At 66.5% G+C, this 22,911-nt stretch carries 22 protein-coding genes; 9 read left to right on the forward strand and 13 right to left on the reverse strand.

Translation table 11 applies throughout. The annotated features are described in order from the left end of the window. Positions 1–14 precede the first annotated feature (14 nt). Positions 15–926 (reverse strand): dihydrodipicolinate synthase family protein, encoded by a 912-nt coding sequence (locus ACFWF1_RS14060; RefSeq protein WP_379290167.1) that lies wholly within the window; start codon positions 924–926, stop codon positions 15–17. Between the two features lie 268 nt (positions 927–1,194). After that, positions 1,195–2,685, reverse strand: a complete 1,491-nt coding sequence (locus tag ACFWF1_RS14065; RefSeq protein ID WP_379290169.1) for an alpha/beta fold hydrolase — start codon at positions 2,683–2,685, stop codon at positions 1,195–1,197. Positions 2,686–3,029: 344 nt separating this feature from the next. Between ACFWF1_RS14065 and ACFWF1_RS14070 the strand changes: the two genes are divergently transcribed. Further along, positions 3,030–3,698: a response regulator transcription factor gene (locus ACFWF1_RS14070; RefSeq protein ID WP_379290261.1), complete on the forward strand. Its 669-nt coding sequence runs from the start codon at positions 3,030–3,032 to the stop codon at positions 3,696–3,698. Positions 3,699–3,721: 23 nt separating this feature from the next. Next, positions 3,722–5,017 carry an ATP-binding protein gene (locus ACFWF1_RS14075; protein WP_379290171.1) on the forward strand — a complete coding sequence of 432 codons (1,296 nt, stop codon included), beginning with the start codon at positions 3,722–3,724 and terminating at the stop codon, positions 5,015–5,017. Between the two features lie 4 nt (positions 5,018–5,021). Here the strand turns inward: ACFWF1_RS14075 and ACFWF1_RS14080 are convergent, their stop codons facing one another. Together ACFWF1_RS14080 and ACFWF1_RS14085 are read right to left on the reverse strand one after the other, a co-directional pair. Next, the gene (locus ACFWF1_RS14080; protein WP_379290173.1) at positions 5,022–5,813 is read right to left on the reverse strand and encodes an SAM-dependent methyltransferase; all 792 of its coding nucleotides are present in this window, start codon (positions 5,811–5,813) and stop codon (positions 5,022–5,024) included. A 99-nt stretch (positions 5,814–5,912) separates the two neighbouring features. Beyond that, complete coding sequence (locus tag ACFWF1_RS14085; protein WP_379290175.1) at positions 5,913–6,893, reverse strand: hypothetical protein; 981 nt, start codon at positions 6,891–6,893, stop codon at positions 5,913–5,915. A gap of 281 nt (positions 6,894–7,174) precedes the next feature. Between ACFWF1_RS14085 and ACFWF1_RS14090 the strand changes: the two genes are divergently transcribed. The 3 genes from ACFWF1_RS14090 (at position 7,175) to ACFWF1_RS14100 (ending at position 9,872) form a co-directional block, all read left to right on the forward strand. Next, the gene (locus tag ACFWF1_RS14090) at positions 7,175–7,378 is read left to right on the forward strand and encodes a hypothetical protein (protein WP_379290176.1); all 204 of its coding nucleotides are present in this window, start codon (positions 7,175–7,177) and stop codon (positions 7,376–7,378) included. A 384-nt stretch (positions 7,379–7,762) separates the two neighbouring features. Next, positions 7,763–8,575 carry an alpha/beta fold hydrolase gene (locus ACFWF1_RS14095; RefSeq protein ID WP_379290178.1) on the forward strand — a complete coding sequence of 271 codons (813 nt, stop codon included), beginning with the start codon at positions 7,763–7,765 and terminating at the stop codon, positions 8,573–8,575. Between the two features lie 310 nt (positions 8,576–8,885). Next, complete coding sequence (locus ACFWF1_RS14100; protein WP_379290180.1) at positions 8,886–9,872, forward strand: alpha/beta hydrolase; 987 nt, start codon at positions 8,886–8,888, stop codon at positions 9,870–9,872. A 62-nt stretch (positions 9,873–9,934) separates the two neighbouring features. On the opposite strand, the gene ACFWF1_RS14105 is transcribed toward ACFWF1_RS14100, so the two are convergent. Then, positions 9,935–10,192 (reverse strand): hypothetical protein, encoded by a 258-nt coding sequence (locus tag ACFWF1_RS14105; protein ID WP_379290182.1) that lies wholly within the window; start codon positions 10,190–10,192, stop codon positions 9,935–9,937. Positions 10,193–10,202: 10 nt separating this feature from the next. Then, positions 10,203–11,537 carry a S8 family serine peptidase gene (locus tag ACFWF1_RS14110; RefSeq protein WP_379290183.1) on the reverse strand — a complete coding sequence of 445 codons (1,335 nt, stop codon included), beginning with the start codon at positions 11,535–11,537 and terminating at the stop codon, positions 10,203–10,205. A 452-nt stretch (positions 11,538–11,989) separates the two neighbouring features. On the opposite strand from ACFWF1_RS14110, the gene ACFWF1_RS14115 reads away from it, so the two are divergent. From ACFWF1_RS14115 to ACFWF1_RS14125, 3 genes are all read left to right on the forward strand, one after another. Continuing rightward, positions 11,990–12,451, forward strand: a complete 462-nt coding sequence (locus ACFWF1_RS14115; protein ID WP_379290184.1) for a hypothetical protein — start codon at positions 11,990–11,992, stop codon at positions 12,449–12,451. 189 nt (positions 12,452–12,640) lie between these two features. Then, positions 12,641–12,970, forward strand: a complete 330-nt coding sequence (locus ACFWF1_RS14120) for a helix-turn-helix transcriptional regulator (RefSeq protein ID WP_379290186.1) — start codon at positions 12,641–12,643, stop codon at positions 12,968–12,970. Next, on the forward strand, positions 12,963–14,213 hold the full coding sequence (locus tag ACFWF1_RS14125) for a type II toxin-antitoxin system HipA family toxin (RefSeq protein ID WP_379290188.1): 1,251 nt from the start codon (positions 12,963–12,965) through the stop codon (positions 14,211–14,213). Before ACFWF1_RS14120 ends, ACFWF1_RS14125 begins: the two co-directional genes overlap by 8 nt. 153 nt (positions 14,214–14,366) lie before the next feature. On the opposite strand, the gene gndA is transcribed toward ACFWF1_RS14125, so the two are convergent. After that, positions 14,367–15,821, reverse strand: coding sequence for an NADP-dependent phosphogluconate dehydrogenase (gene gndA, locus ACFWF1_RS14130; protein WP_379290189.1), 1,455 nt, complete (start codon positions 15,819–15,821; stop codon positions 14,367–14,369). Between the two features lie 273 nt (positions 15,822–16,094). Here gndA and ACFWF1_RS14135 point away from each other — a divergent pair, with 273 nt between their 5' ends. Then, positions 16,095–17,054 carry a purine-nucleoside phosphorylase gene (locus tag ACFWF1_RS14135; protein ID WP_379290190.1) on the forward strand — a complete coding sequence of 320 codons (960 nt, stop codon included), beginning with the start codon at positions 16,095–16,097 and terminating at the stop codon, positions 17,052–17,054. A gap of 130 nt (positions 17,055–17,184) precedes the next feature. Here the strand turns inward: ACFWF1_RS14135 and ACFWF1_RS14140 are convergent, their stop codons facing one another. The 6 genes from ACFWF1_RS14140 to ACFWF1_RS14165 form a co-directional block, all read right to left on the reverse strand. Then, entirely contained in the window at positions 17,185–18,021 is an 837-nt protein-coding gene (locus ACFWF1_RS14140; protein ID WP_379290191.1) for a siderophore-interacting protein, read from the reverse strand. Then, a complete protein-coding gene (locus ACFWF1_RS14145; protein ID WP_379290193.1) occupies positions 18,021–18,476 on the reverse strand; it encodes a hypothetical protein in 456 nt (151 codons plus the stop codon). Before ACFWF1_RS14145 ends, ACFWF1_RS14140 begins: the two co-directional genes overlap by 1 nt. Then, complete coding sequence (locus tag ACFWF1_RS14150; RefSeq protein ID WP_379290195.1) at positions 18,473–19,456, reverse strand: ABC transporter substrate-binding protein; 984 nt, start codon at positions 19,454–19,456, stop codon at positions 18,473–18,475. Before ACFWF1_RS14150 ends, ACFWF1_RS14145 begins: the two co-directional genes overlap by 4 nt. A gap of 328 nt (positions 19,457–19,784) precedes the next feature. Next, entirely contained in the window at positions 19,785–20,675 is an 891-nt protein-coding gene (locus ACFWF1_RS14155; protein ID WP_379290197.1) for an ABC transporter ATP-binding protein, read from the reverse strand. A gap of 12 nt (positions 20,676–20,687) precedes the next feature. Next, positions 20,688–21,734: a FecCD family ABC transporter permease gene (locus ACFWF1_RS14160; RefSeq protein WP_379290199.1), complete on the reverse strand. Its 1,047-nt coding sequence runs from the start codon at positions 21,732–21,734 to the stop codon at positions 20,688–20,690. Beyond that, the gene (locus tag ACFWF1_RS14165) at positions 21,731–22,741 is read right to left on the reverse strand and encodes an iron chelate uptake ABC transporter family permease subunit (RefSeq protein ID WP_379290201.1); all 1,011 of its coding nucleotides are present in this window, start codon (positions 22,739–22,741) and stop codon (positions 21,731–21,733) included. Before ACFWF1_RS14165 ends, ACFWF1_RS14160 begins: the two co-directional genes overlap by 4 nt. Positions 22,742–22,911 lie beyond the last annotated feature (170 nt).

The raw sequence follows: 22,911 nt of genomic DNA on the forward strand, positions 1-22,911 counted from the left end.
CGGCTACGAACTGCCTACCGGTAGCCCTTGGCGAGCACGTCGCGGGTGTCCTCGGTGATCTTCGCGACCAGCTCCGGCGCCAGCGGAACCCGCGGTGGGCGGCACTTGCCGCCCGGTCGGCCCGCCAGATCCATGGACAGCTTGATGGCGTGCACGAACTGCGGCTTCGAGTCCCAGCGCAGCAGCTTGTGCAGCTCGCGGTACAGCGGCAGCGCCTTGTCCAGATCCCGGTTCACCGAGGCGTTGTACAGCTCGACCGTCGAACGCGGAATCGCGTTCGGGTACCCGGACACCCAGCCGACCGCGCCCGCGATGCCGAGTTCCAGGACCACGTCGTCCGAGCCGACCAGGACGTCGAGTTCGGGTGCCAGTTCCTTGATCTCGTAGAAGCGCCGCACGTCGCCGGTGAACTCCTTGACCCCGACGATCAAGCCCTCGCCGTACAGTTCGGCCAGGATGTCGGGGGTCAGGTCGATGCGCGTATCGAACGGGTTGTTGTAGGCCACGATCGGCAGGCCGACCTCGGCCACCGTGCGGTAGTGATCGAGGATCGAGTCGCGGCCGCCGCGATAGGTGTTCGGCGGCAACAGCATCACGGCCTGCGCCCCGGCCTCGGCGGCCTGCGCGGCCCACTTGCGCGCCTGCAACGCTCCGTATGCCGCGATGCCCGGCATCACGGTGAAGCCGTCCGGTGCGGCCGCGATGGCCGTCGTCACCACCCTGGCCCGCTCCTCGTCGTCAAGGGTCTGGTATTCGCCGAGCGACCCGTTCGGGCTCACCCCGTGGCAGCCGTTCGCGGCCAGCCACTGCACGTGCTGAGCGTAGGCGTCGTAGTCGACCGAGTAGTCCGCAGCGAACGGCAGCGTCGTCGCGACCAGGATCCCGTGCCAGGGCTTGGTCACGGCTGAGGTGATCGGTTCGGGCATGTGAAGCCTCCATCTGCGCGATTGTCCGGATCAGCGGTCGATCCAGATGTCATGTGACGTGTGACATTGCACAAGATAGCGAAGTGATGGTGGTCACGCAAGAGGTCGGGAGTGACTGGGGACACGCGAGTTTTGAGGCTGTGCACATGCGGAAACGCCCAGCCCCGACGACAGCGTCTGGCTCCCCGCTTTCACGGGAACGGCATTGCGGCTGTTCGGCTTTCGATCAGCGCGCGCTGTGTCGGGGCTGGGCGTCGTGCGGGTTGGATCAGCGGGGGACCGGGGTGACCGCGATGGCCGGGATCGAATCCACGCAGGCGGTCGGTCCGGTGTTGCCGGTACGGATGAAGCGGGCCACCAAGTCGGTGACGCAGCCGCTCGGCTCCAGATCGGGGACGTGGCCGGTGTTCGGGACGGACAGGAAGGTCGCGTTCGGGAAGCCGGCGGCTACCCGCTTGCCGTTCGCGTCCGGGGTGATGGCGTCGAGGTCGCCGGACATGACCAGCACCGGGACGTTCGGCAGCGCGGCGACCGGGCGGCCGGGGTATGCGCTGGTGAACGCGGGCCACTGGATGCAGGCGTCGCCGCCGTCGCGCATGCCCGCGCTGAATCCCTCGGCGCTGAAGGCGCCGACGCCGTCGGGTCCGGCCGTGGCGAGCCCGTCCCGGTACTGCTGCACCCGCTCGGCCTGCGACGACTGACGCTGCCAGAGGGTGGGGTAGTCGTTGCAGGCGACGGTGATGAAGAGGTCGATGTTCTCGGCGGTCGGCTCACTGCCTGCCTGCTCGGCCCACTGCCGCAGCCCGGTGTCGTCGCCGTTGGCGGCGCCGTGCAGCGCGGCGGGGAGCGCGCCCATCAGCGTCGGCGCTGTCGGATCGGCGCCGACATTGGTGCTGGCCACCTCGAAGACGAGGGTTGCGAGCTTGCTCTCGCTGAGCTGCAACGGATTCCGGCCGGTGACGGCCAGCGGCTGCACGGCCAACCGCTGGGCCACGGTGCGCAGGTCGGCAACGGCGGTCGCGCCGTCACAAGCCTTGCTGCGATCGCAGATCCGTTGCAGCGCAAGCGATACCGCTTCGGCATTGGGCCGCGACAGCAGGTCGAACTCGGGCGGGTAGGCACCGGAGAGCACGATGGACTGCACGGTGTCGGGGTGGCGTTCGGCGTAGATCGGCATCAGGTAGGTGCCGTAGGAGATGCCGTAGAGCACCAGCTTGGGGATGCCGAGCCGCGCGCGGATCGCGTCGAAGTCGTCGGCGGTGGCCGCCGAGGTGTAGCCGGCGGCGCGCGGGCCGAGCTGTTCGGCGCAGCGGGCCACCGTCTGCCGCTGGTATTCGCGGGTGCCGACCTCGTAGCCCGCCTCGTCCGCGCCACAGTCCAACGGGCTGGACAGGCCGGTGCCGCGCGGGTCGATGAGCAGCAGGTCGTGATCGTCGAGGAGGTGCGCGGACAGTTGCGTGGCCTGCGCGGCGTGGTCGATCAGCGGGACGCCGGGGCCGCCCGGGTTCGGGGCGATAGTGCCCGCGGCCGGTGCGTCGAGCTTGCTGCGCTTGATGAGCGCGTAACTCACTGCGACGGTGCCCAATTCGGGCTTATCCGTGACCAGCGGCCGGGACTGCACGCCGCACTCGACCTGATGTCCCGGCACGGTCGGGCACCAGTCGGGACCGGCCGGCTTGGTCTCGCCGCATGCCGTGACCAGAGTCGTGGCGGCGAGCGCTGCTACCAGACATGCGACTGCCCGCATTCCTTTGCGCATCCTCGAAATCCTTTCCCTCGGTTCGACTCCCACATTCAGCGGAGCGTTGAGAGAAATCCTGGGCGGTCGAGGTCAATGGTCTGCGAGGGCTACGGAAGAATCAGGTAAGAATCCATATGTCCGAGTCCGAACCGGATTCTTACCCACTTCTTGCGCAAGTTTCGTGCTGCCTTGCCGCAGGTCGGCAAGGGTTGGGCAATGCGTGCGAGAACCTGCCCGGCCACTATCGGCGTCGTCGCGGTGACGGCGGTCACGAAGTGAACAGGCCGATACCCACAAACTCGCTACCCACCAGCAACAATGACTGCGTGACCACACCCAGCTCGTCAGCACCCGCCGCATCGGTGCTCGTCGTCGAGGACGATCCGCACGTGCGCAGCACCCTTGACCAGCTGCTTCGCTTCGAGGGCTACACCGTGCACCTGGCCGCGGACGGGCAGCAGGCGCTCGAAATGCTGGCGGAGATCCAGCCGGACATGGCCGTGGTGGACGTGGTCATGCCGCGCATGGACGGGCTGTCGCTGTGCCGGCTGCTGCGGCGCCGCGGCGATCGGCTGCCGATCCTGGTGCTCACCGCGCGCCAGCAGATCGGCGATCGGGTCGCCGGGCTGGACGCGGGCGCCGACGATTATCTGCCCAAACCGTTCGCCACTGATGAGTTGCTCGCCCGGCTGCGCGCGCTGCTGCGGCGCAGCGCCCCGGACGAGGACACCGAGGTGCTGTCGGTCGCGGACCTGACGCTCAACCCGGCGACCCGCGAGGTGCATCGCGGTGATCGGGCGATCGAGCTCACCAAGACCGAGTTCGACGTGCTCGAGCTGCTGCTGCGCAACGCGCGAATCGTGTTGACCCGCAGCCGGATCTACGAACACATCTGGGGATTCGACTTCGACACCGATTCCCGTTCGCTCGACGTGTACATCGGTTACCTGCGCCGCAAGACCGAGCAGGAGGGCGAATCCCGGTTGATTCACACCGTCCGCAATGTCGGTTACGCCGTTCGTCCCGCGTGATGCTGCGCGCCAGGATCACCCTCGTGGTCATCGTCGCCGTGGTGGCGGCGATCGTCGTCACGCTCGCGACGTCGTATCGCGGGGTCAGCGAGCTGGTCGGTAATCAGATCGACCGCAGCCTCAACGACCGGGTCGACGCCGTGGTCGCCGTGCTGCCCGCGGTGTTGCCCGAGCGGTCCGACACCATCGAGCAGCTGCTGTCGGCCGACGGTACAGCCCACCCGCTGGCACCGGATCGGATGCCGCTGCCGGTGGCCGAGGCCGATCGCGTCGTGGCCCGAACCGGCAGCGGCACCGCCGAATACAACCTCGACCTGGACGGCGAGCCCTACGGGATCCTCACCAAGCCGCGCCCCGGCGGCGGTGCGGTGATGGTGGCGCAGCGCTACCACGAGCCGGAACGGATCGACAACGAATTCCTGTGGCGCACCGGCGGTATCACCGCGATCGCGGTGGCGCTGTCGGCCTTGCTGAGCTGGCTGGCCATCGGCCGCATCCTGCGACCGGTCCGCCGCTTGCTCGCCGCCACCGAACACATCAGCTCCACCCAGGACCTGTCGGTGCCGCTGCCGCCCACCGGCCGCGACGAAATCGGCAGGCTCACCGGCAGTTTCGACACCATGCTGACCGCCCTGCGCCGCTCCCGCGCACAGCAGCACCGGCTCGTTCAGGACGCCAGCCACGAGCTGCGCACCCCGCTGACCTCCATCCGCGGCAGCGCCGAACTCCTGCAGCGCGCTCGTGGCCGACTCGGACCGGAAGACGAGACCCAGGTCCTCAACACCCTCGTGCAGGAGTCCGCCGCACTCGACGACCTGGTCGCCGAACTCGTCGAACTGGCCACCGACCAGCACACCGCCGAGGAACCCACCGAACTCGACCTGCCGACGCTGGCCGAGGACTGCGCACAACGCTTCCGCCATCGCAGCGGACGCACCATCACCGTCACCGCGGACCATCCCGGACCTGTGCTGGCCAGGCCGCGGGCCCTCGCGCGGTGCATCGACAATCTGCTCAGCAACGCGATCAAGTTCAGCCCGCCGGACACCCCCGTCGACGTGCACATTCACCGCACCGAATTGACGGTGCGCGACCAGGGACCCGGCATCGCCGCCGAGGACACCGCCGCGATCTTCGATCGGTTCTATCGCGCCGCGAACACCCAGGGCACACCGGGTTCCGGGCTCGGTCTCGCCATCGTCGGGGACATCATCACCGCACACCACGGCACGGTGTTCGCCGAGCACGGTCCCGGCGCGCGGATCGGTTTCCGGCTGCCGCCGATGGACCAGCCGGACGGCCGTCGTCGCCGAAGCTGACGGGTCAGGCGAGTTTCTGGCCGATACCGCCGTAGATCACCAGCCGGGTGGCGGGCAGGTCGTCATCGAGCCATTCCTGGGCAGGCACCACACCGGGAGCGAGCATGTCGAAGCCGTCGAAGAACGCCTCCGTCTGTTCCTTCGATCTGTACCAGACCTGAGACGGACTGTCGTTGGTGTCGTCCTGCGACTGGCTGATGAAGTCGGGGTGAGTGTCGTTGGAGCCGTGCGTGAGTGCGAGATAGCTGCCCGGTGCCATCACATCGCGGAACTTGGCGACGATCCCGTACGGGTCTTCGTCGTCCATCACGTAATGCAGCACGCCGATGATCAACAGGGCGACCGGTTCGTTGAAATCGATGAGCGAGCCGGTTTTCAGCCGATCGATGATGTCGTCCGGCTGCCGGATGTCGGCCTTCAGGGCGGTCACGCCGGGCGAATGCGCCAGCAGCGCGTCGCAGTGCGCGTGCACGATTGGATCGTTGTCGATATAGACCACGTTGGACGACGGTTCGATCTTGCGCGCCGTCTCGTGCACGTTCGGCGAGGTGGGGATGCCCGCACCCAGATCGATGAACTGCCGGACACCCGCGTCGGCGGCCAGCTCGACCGCCTTCACCAGGAACTGGCGGATGAACCACGCCAAGGTCTTGGTGTCCGGGGCGATGGCTAGCATGCGGTGCGCGATTTCGCGGTCTATGTCGTAATTGTCTTTGCCGCCGAGCATGTAGTCATAGATCCGGGCCGAGCTCGGCACGTTCGGATTGAGTCCTGGCGCTCGGTCTACGTCCGACAAGGTGTCCTCCCGATCCTCGACCACAATCGTAGCGATCTTCCCGGCTGGATGTTGTGCTATGCCACAGTGGCGCATACGCGCCGACGCTCAGTTACCGAATCACCCTTTCGCGGCAAGTGTATTCGCTCGCGCCATCAGCGTGTCGGCCACCGGACGTGGGCGGCGGCCGAGACCGCATGCGGTGGCCACCCCATCGACCGGCCGGCCCAGCGCCTGCTCGATGACCTGCAACGTGTGCAGCTGCTCGGCCTCGGTGGGAGTGTCGTGCACCATGCCCGCGTAGAAGTCGGTGCCTTCGTTCAGCGACAGATTCTTAAGGGGCGCATAGAATTTGAGCTGCTCGGACGGCGGGATGTCGCCGGCCGCGAACGGTGCGTGCACGAAGGTCAGGATGCGATCCGCGGGCCAATGCCGGACTATCGAATTGGCGAGATCCACGAACGGCCGCACATTCCGCAACGTTGCCCGGGCCTTGTTGTTCATGCTGCCCAAGCACAGGTGCACGCCGAAGCGGGTACCCGGCGGGCTGGCCGCGGCCAGTTCGGCGATGCCCTTGCCCAATCCGAACACCCGGTCGGCAAGTTTGTGGAGCGGCTGCGTCTTCGCCATCAATACCAGTTCCGCGGTCGCTTCGAACTGGATGACGACGTTGTCCCCGGCCAATTCACGAATCGCGGCGATGTCGCGCACCGTGGCGTCGGTGAAGGCCTTTTTGTTTCGCAGCAGACCGGCGGCGCCCATCGTAATGAACGCCATGGTGAAATCGGTGGGCATCCCGAGCTGGAGGGTGATACCGGACAAATCCCGCTCGGCGCGCAGGGCGTTGAATACCGGCAGCGCTTCCTCGGCCTCGCGGAAATATCCGAGATCCATCATGTCGCCGGTGAGCTTCTTCCCGCCCGCGCCTTGATAAATGGTCCGTTCCCGGCTCGTGCGCCACTGGCCGGGTCGCTTCGATTCCAGCGCGCCCTGCTTCACCAGATCCTCGATGATGGGGCGGATGTAGAACTCGTAGCGGGCCGTCTCGCCCGTGGGCAGTGTCCGTAGCTGTGGCCCGGCGCTGTCCAGCATCGCTCTCATCGCTGCGTCAGTGCTCTCGGCTGGAAAACTTCCCACGAAGTGCACCGCTCGCGTACCCATGGGTCGGATACTAGACCGACGGTTTGCTGCGCGCGATCGTGCGGGCTGTGCGGTACGACTCGTTGTCGTACTGTTACCTCTCGCGGACGGGGGGCCGCGCGCTCGACCTGCCTTACCATCCTGCTGTCGTGAATCATGCTGGGGAGTAGCATTATTCGCCGAATGATGGCTCGAAGCGCGCTCGGCCCGCACCCGGGCGGCGGCTCGATCATGACGAAATCATGGCTACCGCAGTCCCGTTCATGCAACACGGCACCATCCCGCATGCGATGGCCATCACGGTGCGCGAGTTTCGGTTCGCAAGCCTCGCCGAGTTGGGCTGCACGGCGCTGGACGCGCGGGCGTTCGAGGTCGTCGCCGGTGCGATGAATCCGGACGCCCCCGAGGTCGGGTTCGCGAAAATCATTCCGCCGATCAATAACTGAGCAATTGTCCAACTGGTTGATGCGGTATTTGCAAGTGTCGCAAAGTCTCTCCGTCGGCGGTTCCGACAGTCACGAATGTGTGTAGATATTTGCGATAGGTGTTGCGCATCAACCAGTTTGCGAGCTAGCCTCCGGTTTATCACTGAAGTAGGGTGCCACCATGGTTATCCTCGTGTAACACCGAGGGGAGCGCGTCTCGTGCGGGCCTTCTTAAAAGCATTTGTCGTGTCAACAATTCTGTGTCTGGTGCCTGGGGTTGCCCACGCCGACAACAACCCCCCACCGAATACCTGTACGGCGGTTTCCTTTCCGGTGCCGCCGACGGGTACGTTGGCCGCAACTCTCTGCATGCCGGCGACACCGACGGATACCATCCTGGTGTTGATGCCGGGTTCCAATTACAACCACACCTATTGGGATTTCCCGTATGCGCCGGAGACATATAACTTTCGGCGCGCGATGAACGCGGCGGGTTATGCGACGCTGGTGGTCGATAGGTTCGGCGACGGTGCGAGCACCAGGCCGCCGAGCGCTTTGCTGACGGCGACCGGCTCGGTCATCGCCCTGCATCAGCTCGTCGGCGCGGTACGACAGGGGCTGCCCGGTGTGCAGCCGTTCAGCAAGATCATTACCGGCGGCCATTCGCTGAGTTCCGGCGTCGCGGTCATCGAGGCGAGCACCCACCACGATGTGGATGGTGTTCTGCTCACCGGGTTTTCGCACAGCCTCGACCTGGTCGGCACGCTCGGCGTGGTCGCCACCTATTATCCGGCGGCCGGAGATCCGCATTTCGCAGGCCAGGGCTACGATCCCGGCTATCTGACCACTCGACCCGGTACCAGGGCGGCGGATTTCTACGGTGCCGGTGACTACGACCCCGCGGTACTCGCGACCGATGAGGCCACGAAGGAAGTCTTCTCGCTGACGGAGTATCCCGATGGTCTGACGTCCACCCTGCCGCCCGCGACCAATCTCATCAATGTCCCGGTGATGGTTGTCAACGGCAGTCTGGATCGGTTGTGCCTGAACGCGTGCGCGAGTACCGCGACGTTGGCGGCCGAAGAGGCACCGTATTTCGCTCCCGCTGCGAGGCTGCGCACCTTTGTCTTGCCCGGCAGCGGGCATTCGGTGAATCTGGCCCTGAACACCGCGGCTTATCAAGCCGCAGTGCGGGATTGGCTGGCCTCGACGTTCTGACGATAATCCACTGACCTGAGGGCGGGAGCCGGTGCGGCTACCGCCCTCAGGCGGTTGCCGTCCGGCTTGCCCGAAAAGTGAAGTCCTCCCCATTGTCTGGCCGATAGTGCCGGTTTGCCAAGTGCGGCAACACATCTGCGGCGCCGGCGGCTCGCCGTCGAGGTAGCCGCATCTTCGCGATAGGTATTGCGCATCAACCAGGGGCGGATTAGCCTCCCGGTTGATGACTCAACAAGGATGCCAAAGTGGTTATCCTCGTGTACCTCCGAGGGGAGCGCGGCGCGTGCGGGCCTCAATACGGGCTTTTGTCATGTCAACAATTCTCTGTCTGACGCCGGGTGTCGCCCTGGCCGATCAAGTTTCGCCGCCGGATCAATGCCGGGAGATCACCTTCCCGGTGCCGCAAGGAACCTTGGCCGGGACGCTGTGCCAGGCGACGGACAAGCCGACGGACGCCGTCATGGTGTTGATGGCGGGTTCCAATTACAACGGCTCGTACTGGGATTTCCAGTATCAGCCGGACACTTACAACTTCCGGCGCGCGATGAACAGCGCGGGCTATGCGACGCTCGTGGTCGACCGGCTCGGCAACGGTGCGAGCACTCGGCCGCCGAGTATGACGCTGACCGCTACGGCGACCGCGGAAGCGTTGCATCTCATCGTGCAGCAGCTGCGGCAGGGTCTCGGTGGCGCACGGCCGTTCGGCAAGGTCATCACCGGTGGGCATTCGCTGAGCTCGGGCACCTCCGTCATGGAGGCCACCAAGTATCACGATGTCGACGGTGTGCTGCTCACCGGATACTCACACACCCTGTACGTGCCCGGGGTGCTCGGCGTGATCGGCACGTATTACCCGGCCGTCCAGGATCCGGCATTCGCCGGTCGCGGATACGACCCCGGGTATCTGGTGTCGCGGCCGGGTGCTCGCCGAGCCGATTTCTACGGACCCGACAATTTCGATCCGCAGGTGGTCGCGGCCGACGAGGCGACCAAGGAAACCTTCTCGCTCACCGAATATCCCGACGGGCTGCTGTCCACCCTGCCCGGCATGTCCAGCTTCATCACCGCACCCACCATGGTGGTCAACGGCAGCAAGGACATCCTGTCCTGCGGGCCGGGTTTCTCGATTTGCACCGATAGCGCGACCCTGCAGGCCGCCGAGGCGCCGTACTTCGGTCCCGACGCGAAGTTGCGCACCTTTGTCCTGCCCGGTTCCGGGCATTCGGTGAATCTCGCACCCAATACCGCCGAGTATCGGGCGGCCGTCATCGAATGGGCGGACTCGATCGCCCGATAGCAGTCCGAGTCCCGGCGGCACCGATCGGTAGCGCCGGGATTCTGCTTTTTCGGAACTGATTCTTACGCGCGGGGTTTCGGATCGCAGGCCGATCCGTTGCCCGGTTCGATGCGCGGGTCGGCGAAGACTACGACGCCGGGCCCGGCGTCGGTCATCCGTGCGGCGGCCGCGTCGGTCACCCGCAGCGCGTACAGGCCGTTCGCGGGATCCACGGGGACCAGGCCGTAGGCGGTATCGACGTCGTCAGCGGTGAGCTTCAGCTCCCGCAGGGCGGCCTCCAGTGTCGCCTCCTGCGGGAGCCGAATGGTGAGCAACGGCATGGCCTCTACGTTACGCGCGGGCCGCCGTTCGATTCAGCTCCGCGAGGATCGCGGCGGCGTCGGCGACACCGTATCCGTAGTCGTAGTTGTAACCACCGGGCTGCGCGATCGCGGTGCGCTGCAACAACGCTCGCAGCTGCGCGGGCGGCAGCTCGGTGGCCGACCATCGGGTGCGGATGGCCGTGACCAGGCCCGCCGCGACCGGCGTGGCCGCCGAGGTGCCGGTGTCCGGTTCGGTGGCGCCGAAGACCGTCGACCCGAGGAAGTGGGTGTAGGAGCAGATATCCGGCTTGCGGTCGGTCAATCGACCGGGGCCCTGCGAGGAGTAGCCGACCCGCTGGCCCTTGGTGTCGACGCCGGCGATGGACAGGACGCTCGGATGCGAGTTGGCCCCGCCGATCGGCTTGTCGGTGTACGCGCACCGGCCGTCCGGGCATTCGCGTCCGCAATTGCCGGCGGCGAAGAGGATGTCGGCGCCCGCGGCCTCGAGCGAGCCGACGATCACGTTGAACGGATGGGACGGATTGTCCGAGTAGTTGCCGGGCTGGCCGACGGGGAAATCCCAACTGGGCGAGAACGATCCCCAGCTGTTGCTGATCACCAAGGCCCGCGACGCGGCAGGCTGATCGGTGAGCACCGTGCGCAGGTGGGCGTACCCGGCCAGCGCGTCCGACAGCAGGCCCTCCATCACGGTGCCGCCCTGCCGCCTGCTCTGCAGCACCGGGAGGTCGAGCAGCGTCGCCTTCGGGGCGGCGATGAGTGCGTCGAACGCGCACATCGAGCCGTGGTCCACCGGGAACTCGCCCGCCGTGCCGGTGACCCCGGCCGGATTCCAGCTGCGCGCCTTGTCGATGGTCACCAGCCCGCCGCGCACCTGCTTGACCTTCGCGGCGTTGATGCCGGTGTCGACGATGGCCAACGCCACCGACGTACCGTCCAAGCCCGCGGCCGCCAGATCGCCGTGGTGCAACAGGGTTTCGACATCGTGCCAGTTGCCGACCGCGGGGGTGCTGCCACACGTGAGGTTGGTCTGGATAACTGGATCGCCGAAAACTCCGGTGACGCCGCGCGCTGCCGTCAATTGCGACACGCTGTCGGCGATGCCGTCATCGTCGATCTCGCCGCGTACCAGCACCGAGGCGTCCGCCGGGTCGAGCGAATAGCTCAGCGGGCCGGTATCGGACACCCGGGGAACGGATTTCGGCACCGCGACCGGCACATAGGAGTGATCCAACACGATCCCGGGCAGATGCCCGGCAACATCGGCGGAGGCGACCGGAACCGCACGGTCGGCCACTGCGGTAATCAGATCGACGGACGGACGAAGCTGAATAAGTACGCGCATATCTGCCATGATGCCGCGCCGTTCGGCAAAATTCGCGCCTGACGTGCAAAGTGCCGCCACCTCGATGCGCAACGGCGACCCGGACAACTGCAAGCTGCCAGCAATTTCTCCGCCGATCGTGTCGTGGATCACACTCGGGCGGCCCGGCCGGGTTTGCCGAATACCGATCCGGACTAGCCGGGCAACGGTGATCGGTTCGTGAGAAGCGCATCGTGCGGTACGAATGTTGACATTGTCTCCGCAGGTCATCGCCAGAATTACTGTGCCCCAAATATATTGACGTCTTGCTAGTCGAGATCCCTTTTGCTAGAGCATGTTTCGATTTCCAAGACATTGCCAGCCCGCGGTTGTGCTCGCTAGGCTTGTGTCGGTTGCCGACGTTGCCGACCTTTATTCCACAGCGCGGCAACCACGTTCATCCAGTACATCTCGATGATTGATGGGACGGTCCGATGAAATCAGGAACCCGCTCTGGCCTATTGCGGATCGCCGCGATCGCAGCCCTCGCCGTAACCGCCGCAGGCGCACCCGCCGCCTTCGCCGCCCCGAACGATCCCTCGGCGCCGATATGCACAATGAACTACCCGGTCCCCGTGGAACCCTTCCAAACCCCGGCCGTCAGCGACGCCTTCGCCACCTCCAGCAACGGCATCGTCGACCTGAAACTACACACCAACGCAGGCACAGATTTCGCCTACGACCAAAAATTCACCGTCAACTGGGCAAACCTCACCACCGGCAAAAGCGGCGTCGCCGACACCTCCGCCCAGGTAAAGGGCCCCGACAACACCCTCACCCTCACCGGCCTCCCCACCAAGCCCGGCCGAATCCTGCTGAACCTAGGCGTCTTCAACCACGGCGAAGGCCCGAACTACACCAACGGCGAATGCAGCGCCGAATACCAAGCCAACTGACCCTCCAGCCCACTTCGCGATCGTGAGAGTCGGTTGGCGACCGATGGCATTCTGAGCACTGTTGTTATGGATCCATAACATGGATGCTGTGTAATGGAGCCGAAACAATTGGCTCGTCAACCGACTATTCGACCGTGTGCAATGTTATGGATCCACAACATGCAACGCATGTGATGGTACTGTAACGTCATGACGCAACCTCGGACGCGACGCCAGCTGGTCCAGCTCGGCGCGGCGTTGCGCAAGGCACGCGTTGACGCGGGATTGACTCAAGATCAGCTGGGGGAGTTGGCGGGGGTCTCCCGCCAACTGGTGAGTCGGGTAGAGACCGGTAGCCCGCGCGGAGAAATCGGTCGTGTCGTCGACATCGCCAGTGCATTAGGTCTGCAATTGGTCACTGTGCCCACGTCGCCCCGCACGACGACATCACGTGATCAACAGGCGATTCAGGATGTATTCGCGCGGATCCAGCAGGGTGCGGCGCAGCCGAGCCCGCAAGCGCCGGAGCCTCATGAGTGATCTGGTGGTGATCCTCAACGGAATGGTGGTCGGGGCCGTCACGCATGCCGGCGGGCGGCCCCGCTTCACCTATGCCGACGACTACGCTGTCGACCTCGACGCCACCCCGTTGTCGCTGTCGATGCCACCGGCGGTGGGACGCACCTACGACCATCGCGTGACCGCGCCGTGGCTGATGAACCTGCTGCCCGATGATGCCAATGTGCGCGAGCGGTTGGCTCGCGAGTTCGATGTGCCATCGCGCAGTGCGACCGCGCTGCTCGAACACATCGGTCGCGACTGTGCCGGCGCTGTGCAATTGGCGGCACCCGAGGACGTCGAGGATGTGCTGACTCGGCCGGGCAGCGTGGAAGAAGTCACCGACGTGCAGATCGGTGCGCGGTTGCGTGGTCTGCGGAGTGCGCCGGCGCAGTGGACCCGCTCCGATGAGCGCTGGAGTTTGGCGGGAGCACAGTCCAAGTTCGCTGCCGTGCGCACCGCAGGCGGGTGGGGATATGCGCATGGCAACGCGGCCAGCACGCACATCATCAAGCCGGGAATCGAACGCTTTGCGGGGCAAGCGTTCAATGAGCATCTGTGCCTGCGCGCACTGGAGGCGCTCGGGATCGTCGCTGCGGCATCTGAATTCATCGAATTCGATGGCGTCGCGGCGATTGTTGTCGAGCGATACGACCGGCTACGCGGTGCTGACGGCCAGGTGCTCCGGCTGCATCAGGAGGACATGTGCCAAGCGCTGTCGGTGCCGCCCGAGCGCAAATATGCCTCCGAAGGTGGGCCGTCGGCCACTGCGATCGCGGGACTACTTGCCGGTGAGGCCGGTCAGCGCGATGTCGACCGATTCACCGATATCGTTGTCGCCCAATACTTGCTGGGCGCACCGGATGCCCATGCCAAGAACTACTCGGTGATCCTCAACGGTCTCGACATCACCCTCGCGCCTATCTACGACGTAGCGAGTTCGCTGCCCTACGATCCAGAACGCGGATCGGATCTGGGTCGAGTGGCGATGCCGATCGGTGGTCGGTCGAAGTTCGGCGAAGTCACCTTGCATCACATCGAGAAGTTCGCGCAGAAGGCGGGGACCGATCCTGATCGACTCGTCGCACGGACTCGCGAGATCGCCGCCGGGTTGCCCGGGGCACTGGCAGAAGCCGATCGCAGCAGCAGTGATCCCCTATTGGCGGCATTGCGTGCGCGGCTCGTCGATACCGTGGCCGCGCACTGCGCCACCATCGACGCATAGTCGAGACTCGCTGTCGCGCAAGTTTTTCGGGCCGCGCGCGAAATCAGTGGCTAAATCGAATGCGGCAGACGAAGTTGTGCGCGGCGTGAGCCTTGGACGAGAAATGACGAGTGCCCGGCCGGTGGGTTGGCCGGGCACTCGGTTCGGGCTTGGTCAGTCGGCTTGGATTTCGGTGCGGTCGCCGCTCCAGAGGGTGTGGTATTTGCCGGGGAGGTCGATGCGCTCGTAGGTGTGGGCGCCGAAGTAGTCGCGTTGGGCCTGGGTGAGGGCGGCGGGGAGGCGCTTGGCGCGCAGGCCGTCGTAGTAGGCGAGAGAGGAGGCGAAGGCGGGGACGGGGATGCCGAGTTGGACGGCGGCGGCTACGACGCGGCGCCAGCTGTCGATGGCGTTCTCGATGGCCTCCTGGAAGAAGGGGTCGAGGATGAGGCTCGGCAGCTGGGCGTTGGTGTCGTAGGCGTCTTTGATGCGGTTGAGGAACTGGGCGCGGATGATGCAGCCGCCGCGCCAAATGGTGGCGAGGTCGCCGGGGTGCAGGTCCCAGTCGTATTCGGTGCTGGCGGCGGCGATCTGGTCGAAGCCCTGGGCGTAGGCGACCACCTTGGACGCGTACAGCGCGCGCTCGATGTCCTTGGTGAATTGCTCGGCGTCGGTGGGCTTTTCGGCGAGCTGTCCCGAGGCGAGGCCGGCGGCGGCGCGACGCTGGTCGGTGGCGCCGGACAACGCGCGGGCGAACACGGCCTCGGCGATGCCGGTCACCGGGACACCGAGATCGAGCGCCGCCTTGACGGTCCAGCGGCCGGTGCCCTTCTGCTCGGCGGCGTCGAGGATGACGTCGACCAGCGGCTTGCCGGTCTTGGCGTCGGTCTGGTTGAGCACCTCGGCGGTGATCTCGACCAGGTAGCTTTCCAGCTCGCCCTGGTTCCAGCCGGTGAACACGTCGGCGATCTGCTTGGCGTCGAAGCCGAGTGCGTCGCGCAACAGGTGGTAGGCCTCGCCGATGAGCTGCATGTCGGCGTACTCGATGCCGTTGTGCACCATCTTCACGAAGTGGCCCGAGCCGTCCGGCCCGATGTGCGTGCAGCACGGGGTGCCGTCGACCTGCGCGGCGATCGACTCGAGCAGCGGACCGAGCACCTCATAGGACTCCTTGGGCCCGCCCGGCATGATGGCCGGACCGTTGAGCGCGCCCTCCTCACCACCGGAGATGCCCGCGCCGACGAAGTGCAGGCCGCGCTCGCGCAGCGACTTCTCCCGGCGGATGGTGTCGGTGAACAGCGCGTTGCCGCCGTCGATGATGATGTCGCCCTCGTCCATCGCGGCGGCGAGTTCCTCGATCACGGCGTCGGTCGGGTCGCCGGCCTTGACCATGATCAGCACCCGGCGCGGCTTCTGCAGCGCGCCGACGAACTCCTCGATCGTCTCGGTGCGGACGAAGTCACCCTCGTCGCCGTGCGCCGCGAGCAGCGCGTCGGTCTTGGCGATGCTGCGATTGTGCAGCGCGACAGTGTGTCCGTGCCGGGCGAAGTTGCGCGCGATATTGCTCCCCATCACTGCGAGGCCGGTGACCCCGATGTGGGCGCGTGCGTTCGATCCCGCCGATGACGTCATGCTGATGGGCCTTTCACTCGGCGCGGACCTCGCCGCGCTCCACCGACTGTTCGACATACGAGCGTGCAGCTGACCGCTCGATCAAGCGAGCCCACCGAAACCGCAGGTGGCGACGGTCCGATGGTTCCGCTTGTGCCGCAAGAGAACCTGCCGTCCAACCTACATGGGTGGTGTTTCGCGTCTGTCGGGTCGGCCTCGGTTGGCGCGACCGGGCGTTCGTCCAGGTCGTGGTCCGCTAGACGGTGGTAAGGGGGCTTGTCATAGGATCATCCGATGCCTCTACGTCGCTGGATAGTCGCACTGACGGTGTTCACGACGGTCGCCATGGCGGCCGGTTGCGGCGGCGGGGGCGAGTCGAGCGCGGCACCGGTCAAGGTCGGTGTGCTGGTCATCACGATGTTCGATCCGGAGGTCGAGCCGTGGTTGCAGCGTGAATCGCTGCCGATCACCGTAGACGTGCCCACCTCGTACAAGTCGGTGCACTGCAACGCCGACGGACTGTGCGTCGCGGAGACCGGGCAGGGCAAGACCAACGCCGCGGCCACCATGATGGCCGTGCTCGACAGCCCGAAACTCGACTTCAGCAACGCCCACTTCCTCACCGTCGGCACCGCGGGCGCACCGCCGGACCAGGCCACCCTCGGCTCCGCGACCTGGGCCCGCTGGATCGTCGACTTCGACCTCGGCAACCACCTCGTCCCGGCCGAGGCGCCGAGCCTGCCGCACGGCTACCGCCCGGTCGAGAACTACAACACCGCCGCCTACCACCTGAACGAGCAGCTGGTGGACACCGCGTTCGGCCTGACCGAACACGCCACCCTGGCCGACAGCCCCGCGGCCGCCGCCGAACGCGCCCAGTTCGGGCAGGGCGACCGCAAACCGTCGGTTGTCAAGTGCGACAGCATGACCGGCGACGACTGGTACTCCGGCAAGGAACTCTCCGACACCGCGCGCCACATCATGGGCGTGCGCACCAGCGGCCAGGGCAACTACTGCACGACGCAGATGGAGGACAACGCCACCGCCGCCGTCCTGGACCGCCACGGCTACCTCGACCGCTATCTGTCGCTGCGCACGGTAAGCAACTTCGACCAGCCCTATCCCGGCCAGAGCGTGCTCGACCACCTCGAGCAGCAGTCCGCAGGTTTCCGGCTGTCCCTCGACAACGGCTACACCCTCGGCCGCACGGTCGTCGACCACTTCCTGAAGAACCGGTACCAACCGGCTCGCTGAGCACGGCCGCCTTGCTGGGTGCGTAGGGTCCTCCGGGCCGAGTCCGGCGACGCGGAGGTGTCCTCCTACTGGAAGGCGGGGCAGGCGGACTTCAACGAACTCCCGAGGCCGATCTCGTTGTCGACGTTACTCATTCGTCGCGGTCGTAGTCGGCGACGCCGCGTTTCCAGTACCCGGCGATCAGGTAGTCCTTCGGATCGATGCCGAGGTCGTTGCGCACCCAGCGGCGCAGTGGTTTCAGCACGCCGGACTCGCCTGCCAGCCACGCGTAAACCCGTTCTCCGGCGGGCACTTCGATACTGCGGACGGCCTTTTCGAAGGCGTCCCCGGTGCCGGGCTCGGCGTCGCCGCGATGCACCCAGCGCACGTCGATGGCGGCAGGCGGATCGAGGGGAATCTCCTCCTCCGGTCCGTGTACCTCGATGATCGCCCACCCGGATGCCGTGCGCGGCAACCATTCCAGCCAGCGGGCGATGGCGGGCAGGGCGGTGATGTCACCGACGAGCAGATACTTGTCGTAGGTCTTCGGCACCACGACACCGCCGGGCGGACCCGCGATGTGAATCCTGGTGCCCGGCTGCACCTTTACCGCCCAGTCTGAGGCGAGGCCGCCGGGGTGGATGGCGAAGTCGATATCGAGTTCACGGTCCTCGGCGGTGAAGCGGCGCACCGTGTATTCGCGCGATATCGGTCGCGGCGAGCCCCATTCGAGGGAGAGCCCGTCCTTGCGGGGCAACAGCAGCACACCCTGTTCGTCCGGAAAAATCAGGCGCACATGCTCATCCGGAACATAACTGTGGAATCCGGCCAGGTCCGCGCCGCCGAAGGTGATGCGCAGCAGGCCGGCCCCGAGCCTTTCGGTGCGGAGCACCACCACCTCGCACAATCCGATCGGATATCCGACTTTGGCTCCGCGTTCAGCCGAGAGCACCTCCGCGATGCGTTCGGCGTAGGCGGCACGATCCATCAAGGCTTTTCCTTTCCCAACAGCGACGCGCAGGCCAGCGACGTCACTGCGACAAGTATCAGTGTGGCCAGTCCGTAGACCACGAGAGCAGTTGCGGGCGTGAAGAATTGGCCGACGACACCGGCGACGATGACGCCGATCGGCATGAGCGCCAACGAGATCAGCAGTGCGCGGCCCGGACGGTGACTGCGGCCGATCCATCCGCTGGTGAGCGAGCCGAGTACCGCACCGGCACCAGGTGCGGCGTAGAGCAGCCCGAGCGCGGTATCGCCCACGCCGAGTTCGTTCTCGGCCAAGGCGGGCAGCAATACCAGTGGACCGCTCACCATCATGGCGGTGGTGCCGGTCAGTAAGGCGGCCGGAATGACCTTGTGCCTGGCCGCGAACGCATTCCGGAACTCCCGGCTGGCGCGCAGCGGTGAGGTATCGATGAGCAGGCCCCCCACGGCTGTCACTTGAAGCGCTCGGCCAGTAGGTCGAGGGTGGCCATGGCGTTGCGGTAGTCGGGACGCTGGCTGGTCGCGGGCAGTTCGTAGACCTGGCCTGCCTGGAACGCGGGCAGCTTGGCAAGCATCGGATCGTCCTTCAGTTGGGCGATGGTCCGGCCGCCGTCGAGCCGCACGACGAACAGCACGGGGGCGTCGACGACGGTGCTCAGCAGTTCGGGGCTGAAGGACACCCAGTCGGCGGCCGCGGGGCGGCTCGGGTTGCCTGCCTTCGCCTCGACCTTGTCGTCGACGGTGATACCGACCGTGGTCAGCAGGGTGGCGAGCGGCGTGGTGGGGGCGATGACGGACGGTTTGAGGTCGCCGCGCGACTGGAACACCGAGGCCGCGCCCTTCGGCGCCTTCAGCCCGGCCTTGACCTTCGCGACCTTGTCGTTGTACGCGCCGATCAGGTCGTCCACCTTGGCGGACCGATTCACGATGTCGGCCACCGACTTCAGCTGGTCCTGCCAATTACTGAAGTTGGACGGCACCAGTGCGGTTGGGGCGATCGCGGTGAGCTTGTCGTAGTCGTTGATCGACTGCTGGCCAGGGAAGCCCGGCCCGCCACCGATGATCAGGTCCGGCTGCTGGGCGGCGATGAACTCCATATTGATGCTGTCACCGGACGGCACCGTCACGGTGCCCTGCTGCTTGGCGTCCGCGGCCCAGGCGGTGGGGAACTCGCCGGGCTTCAATGTGACGCCGAGGATGCGCGGATCCGCCGCCTTGACCTTCGCGCCCAGGTCGAAGAGGAATCCGGCGAGCCCGCCGTTGACGACCACGATCCGCTGCGGATCGGCGGGCACGGTGACCGCGCCTTTGGCGGTCTGCACCTGGCGGGTGTCGGACGTGCTCGACTCGTCGGAGGCCGAGCTTCCGCAGCCTGCCAGCAGCGCGACCAGCGCGAGGACGAGCAGGGCGGCGGCGGCACGGACGCGTGCCGTCATGCGGTGAAGCGACATGGCTGGGTGTTCTTTCTGTCTTGCCGGGCAGACCTGCGGGTAACTGAGCGATGCGGGGTCGAAGTGCTGGGCGTGCCAGCTGTCGAGTTGCGTTCCGGTGCGCGGCAAGCCGGGATGACCTGCGCGCGCGTCGACCACTTCCACCAGTCCCACCCCAACCCATTCACAATCACCGTGTTGCGACCCCACCCTCGGTCCCCCGGGGCTCGATGCGAGTCACCGGGAGTGGAGGGAAACATAGGCTAACCTAATTTCGATTCCAATGGGAAATAGATATCCCGCACCACCGCATCGGCCGCTCCCCGATACGGCGTCAGAGCACGCCCGCCGCATTCTCGGCGAGCGGAATCACCAGTGGCGCACCGGTTTCCGGGTCATCGATGATCCGGCAGCCGAGGGCGAAGACCTCCCGCACCAACTCGGCGGTCACGATCTCGCGCGGCGCACCGGCGGCGATCACCTGGCCGTCGCGCATGGCGATGAGGTGATCGGCGTAGCGGAAGGCGTGGTTCAGGTCGTGCAGGACGGCGACCACGGTCCGGCCGGATTCCCGGTTCAGCGTGCGGCACAGATCCAGCAGCTGGATCTGATGCGCGATGTCCAGGTAGGTGGTCGGCTCGTCGAGCAGCACGATCGGCGTCTCCTGCGCCAGCACCATCGCGATCCAGACCCGTTGGCGCTGCCCGCCGGACAGCTCGTCCACCGAGCGGGCCGACAGGTCGGTGACGCCGGTGGCCGCCATGGCCGCGGCGACCGCGGCCTCGTCCGCCTGCGACCACTGGCGGAGCAGGGTCTGGTGCGGATATCGGCCGCGCGCAACCAGATCCGCAACCCGGATGCCGTCCGGGGCGGTGGCGGACTGCGGGAGCAGACCGATGCGGCGGGCCACCTCCTTGGCCGGATAGGCGGTGATGGCCTTGCCGTCGAGCAGCACGGCACCGTCCTCCGGGGCGAGCAACCGCGCCAGCGCCCGCAGCAGGGTGGATTTCCCGCAGGCATTGGGGCCGATGATCACCGTGCAGGCCCCGTCCGGAATATCCACCGAGAGTTGCTCACTCACGATTCGGCCGCGATAGCCGAGGCGCACCCGGTCGGCGCGCAATCGGATCGGTGCCGCCGGTGTGCTGGACCGATCCGTTTCTGTCAGTGCAGGATCGGCGCTGTCGGTAGCCAATTCGCTTCCGGCGCTGTGGTTCTCGGTCATCGTCGGTCCCCCCTAGTTCCGTCGCGCCTCGGCGACCAGCACATACGCCAGATACAACCCACCCGCCGATACGGTGACGACGCCGACCGGCAGCGTGGTCGGTGCGAATATCCGCTGCGAGATCCAGTCGCAGGTCACCAGCAACAGCGCACCCATAGCGGCGGCCGGAGCCAAGGCGGTGGAGGCCGTGCGGGCCAGGCGGCGGCCCAATTGTGGTGCGGCCAAGGCGAGGAAGGCGATGGGGCCGGCGACGGCCGTGGCGACGGAGCAGAACGCGACGCTCAGCCCGATCAGCAGCAGGCGGTCACGGCCGACCCGGATGCCGAACGCCTGCGCCAGATCATCGCCCAATTCCAGGATCCGCAGGCGGGGCGCGGCGGCGACCGCGGCCACGCCCAGCACCGCGAGCAGGATGAGCGCGGGCGCGACCTGTGCCGAGGTGACCTTGCTCAGCGACCCCGCGCCCCAGGCGGCCGCCGACATGGCGGTGGTGAGATCGGCGCGCAGGATGAGCCAGGTATTGACCGAGGCGAGCATGGCGCTGACGCCGATGCCGACGATGATGAGCCGGAAGCCGGTGACGTTGTGCCGGAAGGCCAGCAGCTGAATGGCAACGGCCGCAGCCGATCCGCCGACGAACGCCCCCGCCGAGGTCTGGAATCCGCCGCCGCCCAGCACCAGCATGACGACGAGCGCACCGGTGTAAGCGCCGGTGGTGAAGCCGACCAGATCCGGACTGCCGAGTGGATTACGGGTCACCGACTGCAGGATCGCGCCGCTCAGGCCGAGTGCCGCGCCCAGCGCCAGCGCGAGCACCACGCGCGGAAAGCGCCAGTCCCACACCACGAGTCGGTCGAAACGCTGATCCCCGACGAACAGCGCGCGCAGCACCCGATCCGGTGGAATCGGGTAATCGCCGGTACCGAGCGACAATACGGCCACGGCCAATGCCGCGATGACGAGGATCGCGCACACCACCACGGTGCGCACACCCACGCGGGCGGCGACGCGGCGGGTTCGGACCACCAGCACCGCACGGCCGAAATCGATGGCGGTCATTGCGTACTCACCCGAGGCCGCCGCGCCAGCCAGATCAGGACGGGTGCACCGAGGAAGGCGGTCACCAATCCCGCCGCCACCTCATCGGGCCGAATGATTATCCGCCCCAATATGTCCGCGCCGAGCACCAAAATCGGCGCGAGCAGCAGGGAGTAGGCGACGATCCAGCGCTGGTCGGGTCCGACGATCCAGCGCGCGATATGCGGCACCGCCAAGCCGACGAAGGTGATCGGCCCCACCGCGGCGGTCGCGGTGCCGCACAGCAGGGTCAGCGCCGCGACGGTGAGCAGCCGGGTTCGCCTGATGTGCACCCCGAGCGCGTGCGCGAGGTCGTCACCCAGGGCGACGGCGTTGAGCGAGCGCGCGGCGATCACCGCCGCCACCAGGCCGATGAGAATGAACGGCGTGGCGCCGGCGATGACGTCGTGCCCGCGCCCGGTCAACGCGCCGGCATCCCAGTTCCGCATCTGGTCGAAGGCCTTGGGGTTCAGCAGAATCAACCCCTTGGTGAGTCCGGACAGCACGGCCGTGATCGCGACGCCGGCCAGCGTCAGCCGGACCGGATCGGCCCCCTGCCTGCCCGCGGTGCCCAGCCGATACACCACCACCGAGGCCACCGCGGCACCGATGAATCCGAACCACACGTACGACGTGATCTCGGTGACGCCCAGGAAAGCGACCGCCATCGCGATGACGAAGGCCGCTCCGGCATTGATGCCGAGCAGCCCGGGATCGGCCAGCGGATTGCGCGTCAGCCCCTGCATGAGGGAGCCCGCCACGCCGAGCGCGAGTCCGGCGAGCAGTCCGAGAAGTGTGCGCGGCACCCGATACTCGGTGATGACCAGCGCGTCCGCCGACCCGTCGGTACCGGACAGCGCATCCCACACCTGCCCGATCGGAATGGCCTTGGTGCCGACCATGAGGCTGAGTAAACAGACAGCCATCAGGACGGCAGCGGCCAGCAGCCACCCCGGCCAGCGTCTGGCCCCTGCGCGCGTACCTTCCATCTGGTTATTTCTCCACGACTTCCGAGCTGTAACAAGGCCTTCGGCGAAGGTGCCGCCGGGCGGGGACACAATCCTCGAGTAAGGTTTGAATTTAGGTTTGCCTAGCCTAGCGTGCTAACTTGTTCGGTAGTAATCGCTCAGTCGGACGGCCGACGAGCAATGCCGCAGCA

Source organism: Nocardia sp. NPDC060255, from assembly GCF_042727395.1.
In the GTDB taxonomy this organism is placed as follows: domain Bacteria; phylum Actinomycetota; class Actinomycetes; order Mycobacteriales; family Mycobacteriaceae; genus Nocardia.

Bases quoted from the DNA above. Each gene is read 5' to 3' on its own strand.
- ACFWF1_RS14150 (WP_379290195.1), bottom strand. From the start codon at position 19,456: ATGACGGCACGCGTCCGTGCCGCCGCCGCCCTGCTCGTCCTCGCGCTG.
- ACFWF1_RS14105 (WP_379290182.1), bottom strand. From the start codon at position 10,192: ATGCCGTTGCTCACCATTCGGCTCCCGCAGGAGGCGACACTGGAGGCC.
- ACFWF1_RS14165 (WP_379290201.1), bottom strand. From the start codon at position 22,741: ATGGAAGGTACGCGCGCAGGGGCCAGACGCTGGCCGGGGTGGCTGCTG.
- ACFWF1_RS14155 (WP_379290197.1), bottom strand. From the start codon at position 20,675: ATGACCGAGAACCACAGCGCCGGAAGCGAATTGGCTACCGACAGCGCC.
- ACFWF1_RS14160 (WP_379290199.1), bottom strand. From the start codon at position 21,734: ATGACCGCCATCGATTTCGGCCGTGCGGTGCTGGTGGTCCGAACCCGC.
- ACFWF1_RS14095 (WP_379290178.1), top strand. From the start codon at position 7,763: ATGCCGGGTTCCAATTACAACCACACCTATTGGGATTTCCCGTATGCG.
- ACFWF1_RS14085 (WP_379290175.1), bottom strand. From the start codon at position 6,893: ATGAGAGCGATGCTGGACAGCGCCGGGCCACAGCTACGGACACTGCCC.
- ACFWF1_RS14060 (WP_379290167.1), bottom strand. From the start codon at position 926: ATGCCCGAACCGATCACCTCAGCCGTGACCAAGCCCTGGCACGGGATC.
- ACFWF1_RS14120 (WP_379290186.1), top strand. From the start codon at position 12,641: ATGACGCAACCTCGGACGCGACGCCAGCTGGTCCAGCTCGGCGCGGCG.
- ACFWF1_RS14090 (WP_379290176.1), top strand. From the start codon at position 7,175: ATGGCTACCGCAGTCCCGTTCATGCAACACGGCACCATCCCGCATGCG.
- ACFWF1_RS14115 (WP_379290184.1), top strand. From the start codon at position 11,990: ATGAAATCAGGAACCCGCTCTGGCCTATTGCGGATCGCCGCGATCGCA.
- ACFWF1_RS14065 (WP_379290169.1), bottom strand. From the start codon at position 2,685: ATGCGCAAAGGAATGCGGGCAGTCGCATGTCTGGTAGCAGCGCTCGCC.
- ACFWF1_RS14140 (WP_379290191.1), bottom strand. From the start codon at position 18,021: ATGGATCGTGCCGCCTACGCCGAACGCATCGCGGAGGTGCTCTCGGCT.
- ACFWF1_RS14110 (WP_379290183.1), bottom strand. From the start codon at position 11,537: ATGCGCGTACTTATTCAGCTTCGTCCGTCCGTCGATCTGATTACCGCA.
- gndA (WP_379290189.1), bottom strand. From the start codon at position 15,821: ATGACGTCATCGGCGGGATCGAACGCACGCGCCCACATCGGGGTCACC.
- ACFWF1_RS14100 (WP_379290180.1), top strand. From the start codon at position 8,886: ATGTCAACAATTCTCTGTCTGACGCCGGGTGTCGCCCTGGCCGATCAA.
- ACFWF1_RS14135 (WP_379290190.1), top strand. From the start codon at position 16,095: ATGCCTCTACGTCGCTGGATAGTCGCACTGACGGTGTTCACGACGGTC.
- ACFWF1_RS14125 (WP_379290188.1), top strand. From the start codon at position 12,963: ATGAGTGATCTGGTGGTGATCCTCAACGGAATGGTGGTCGGGGCCGTC.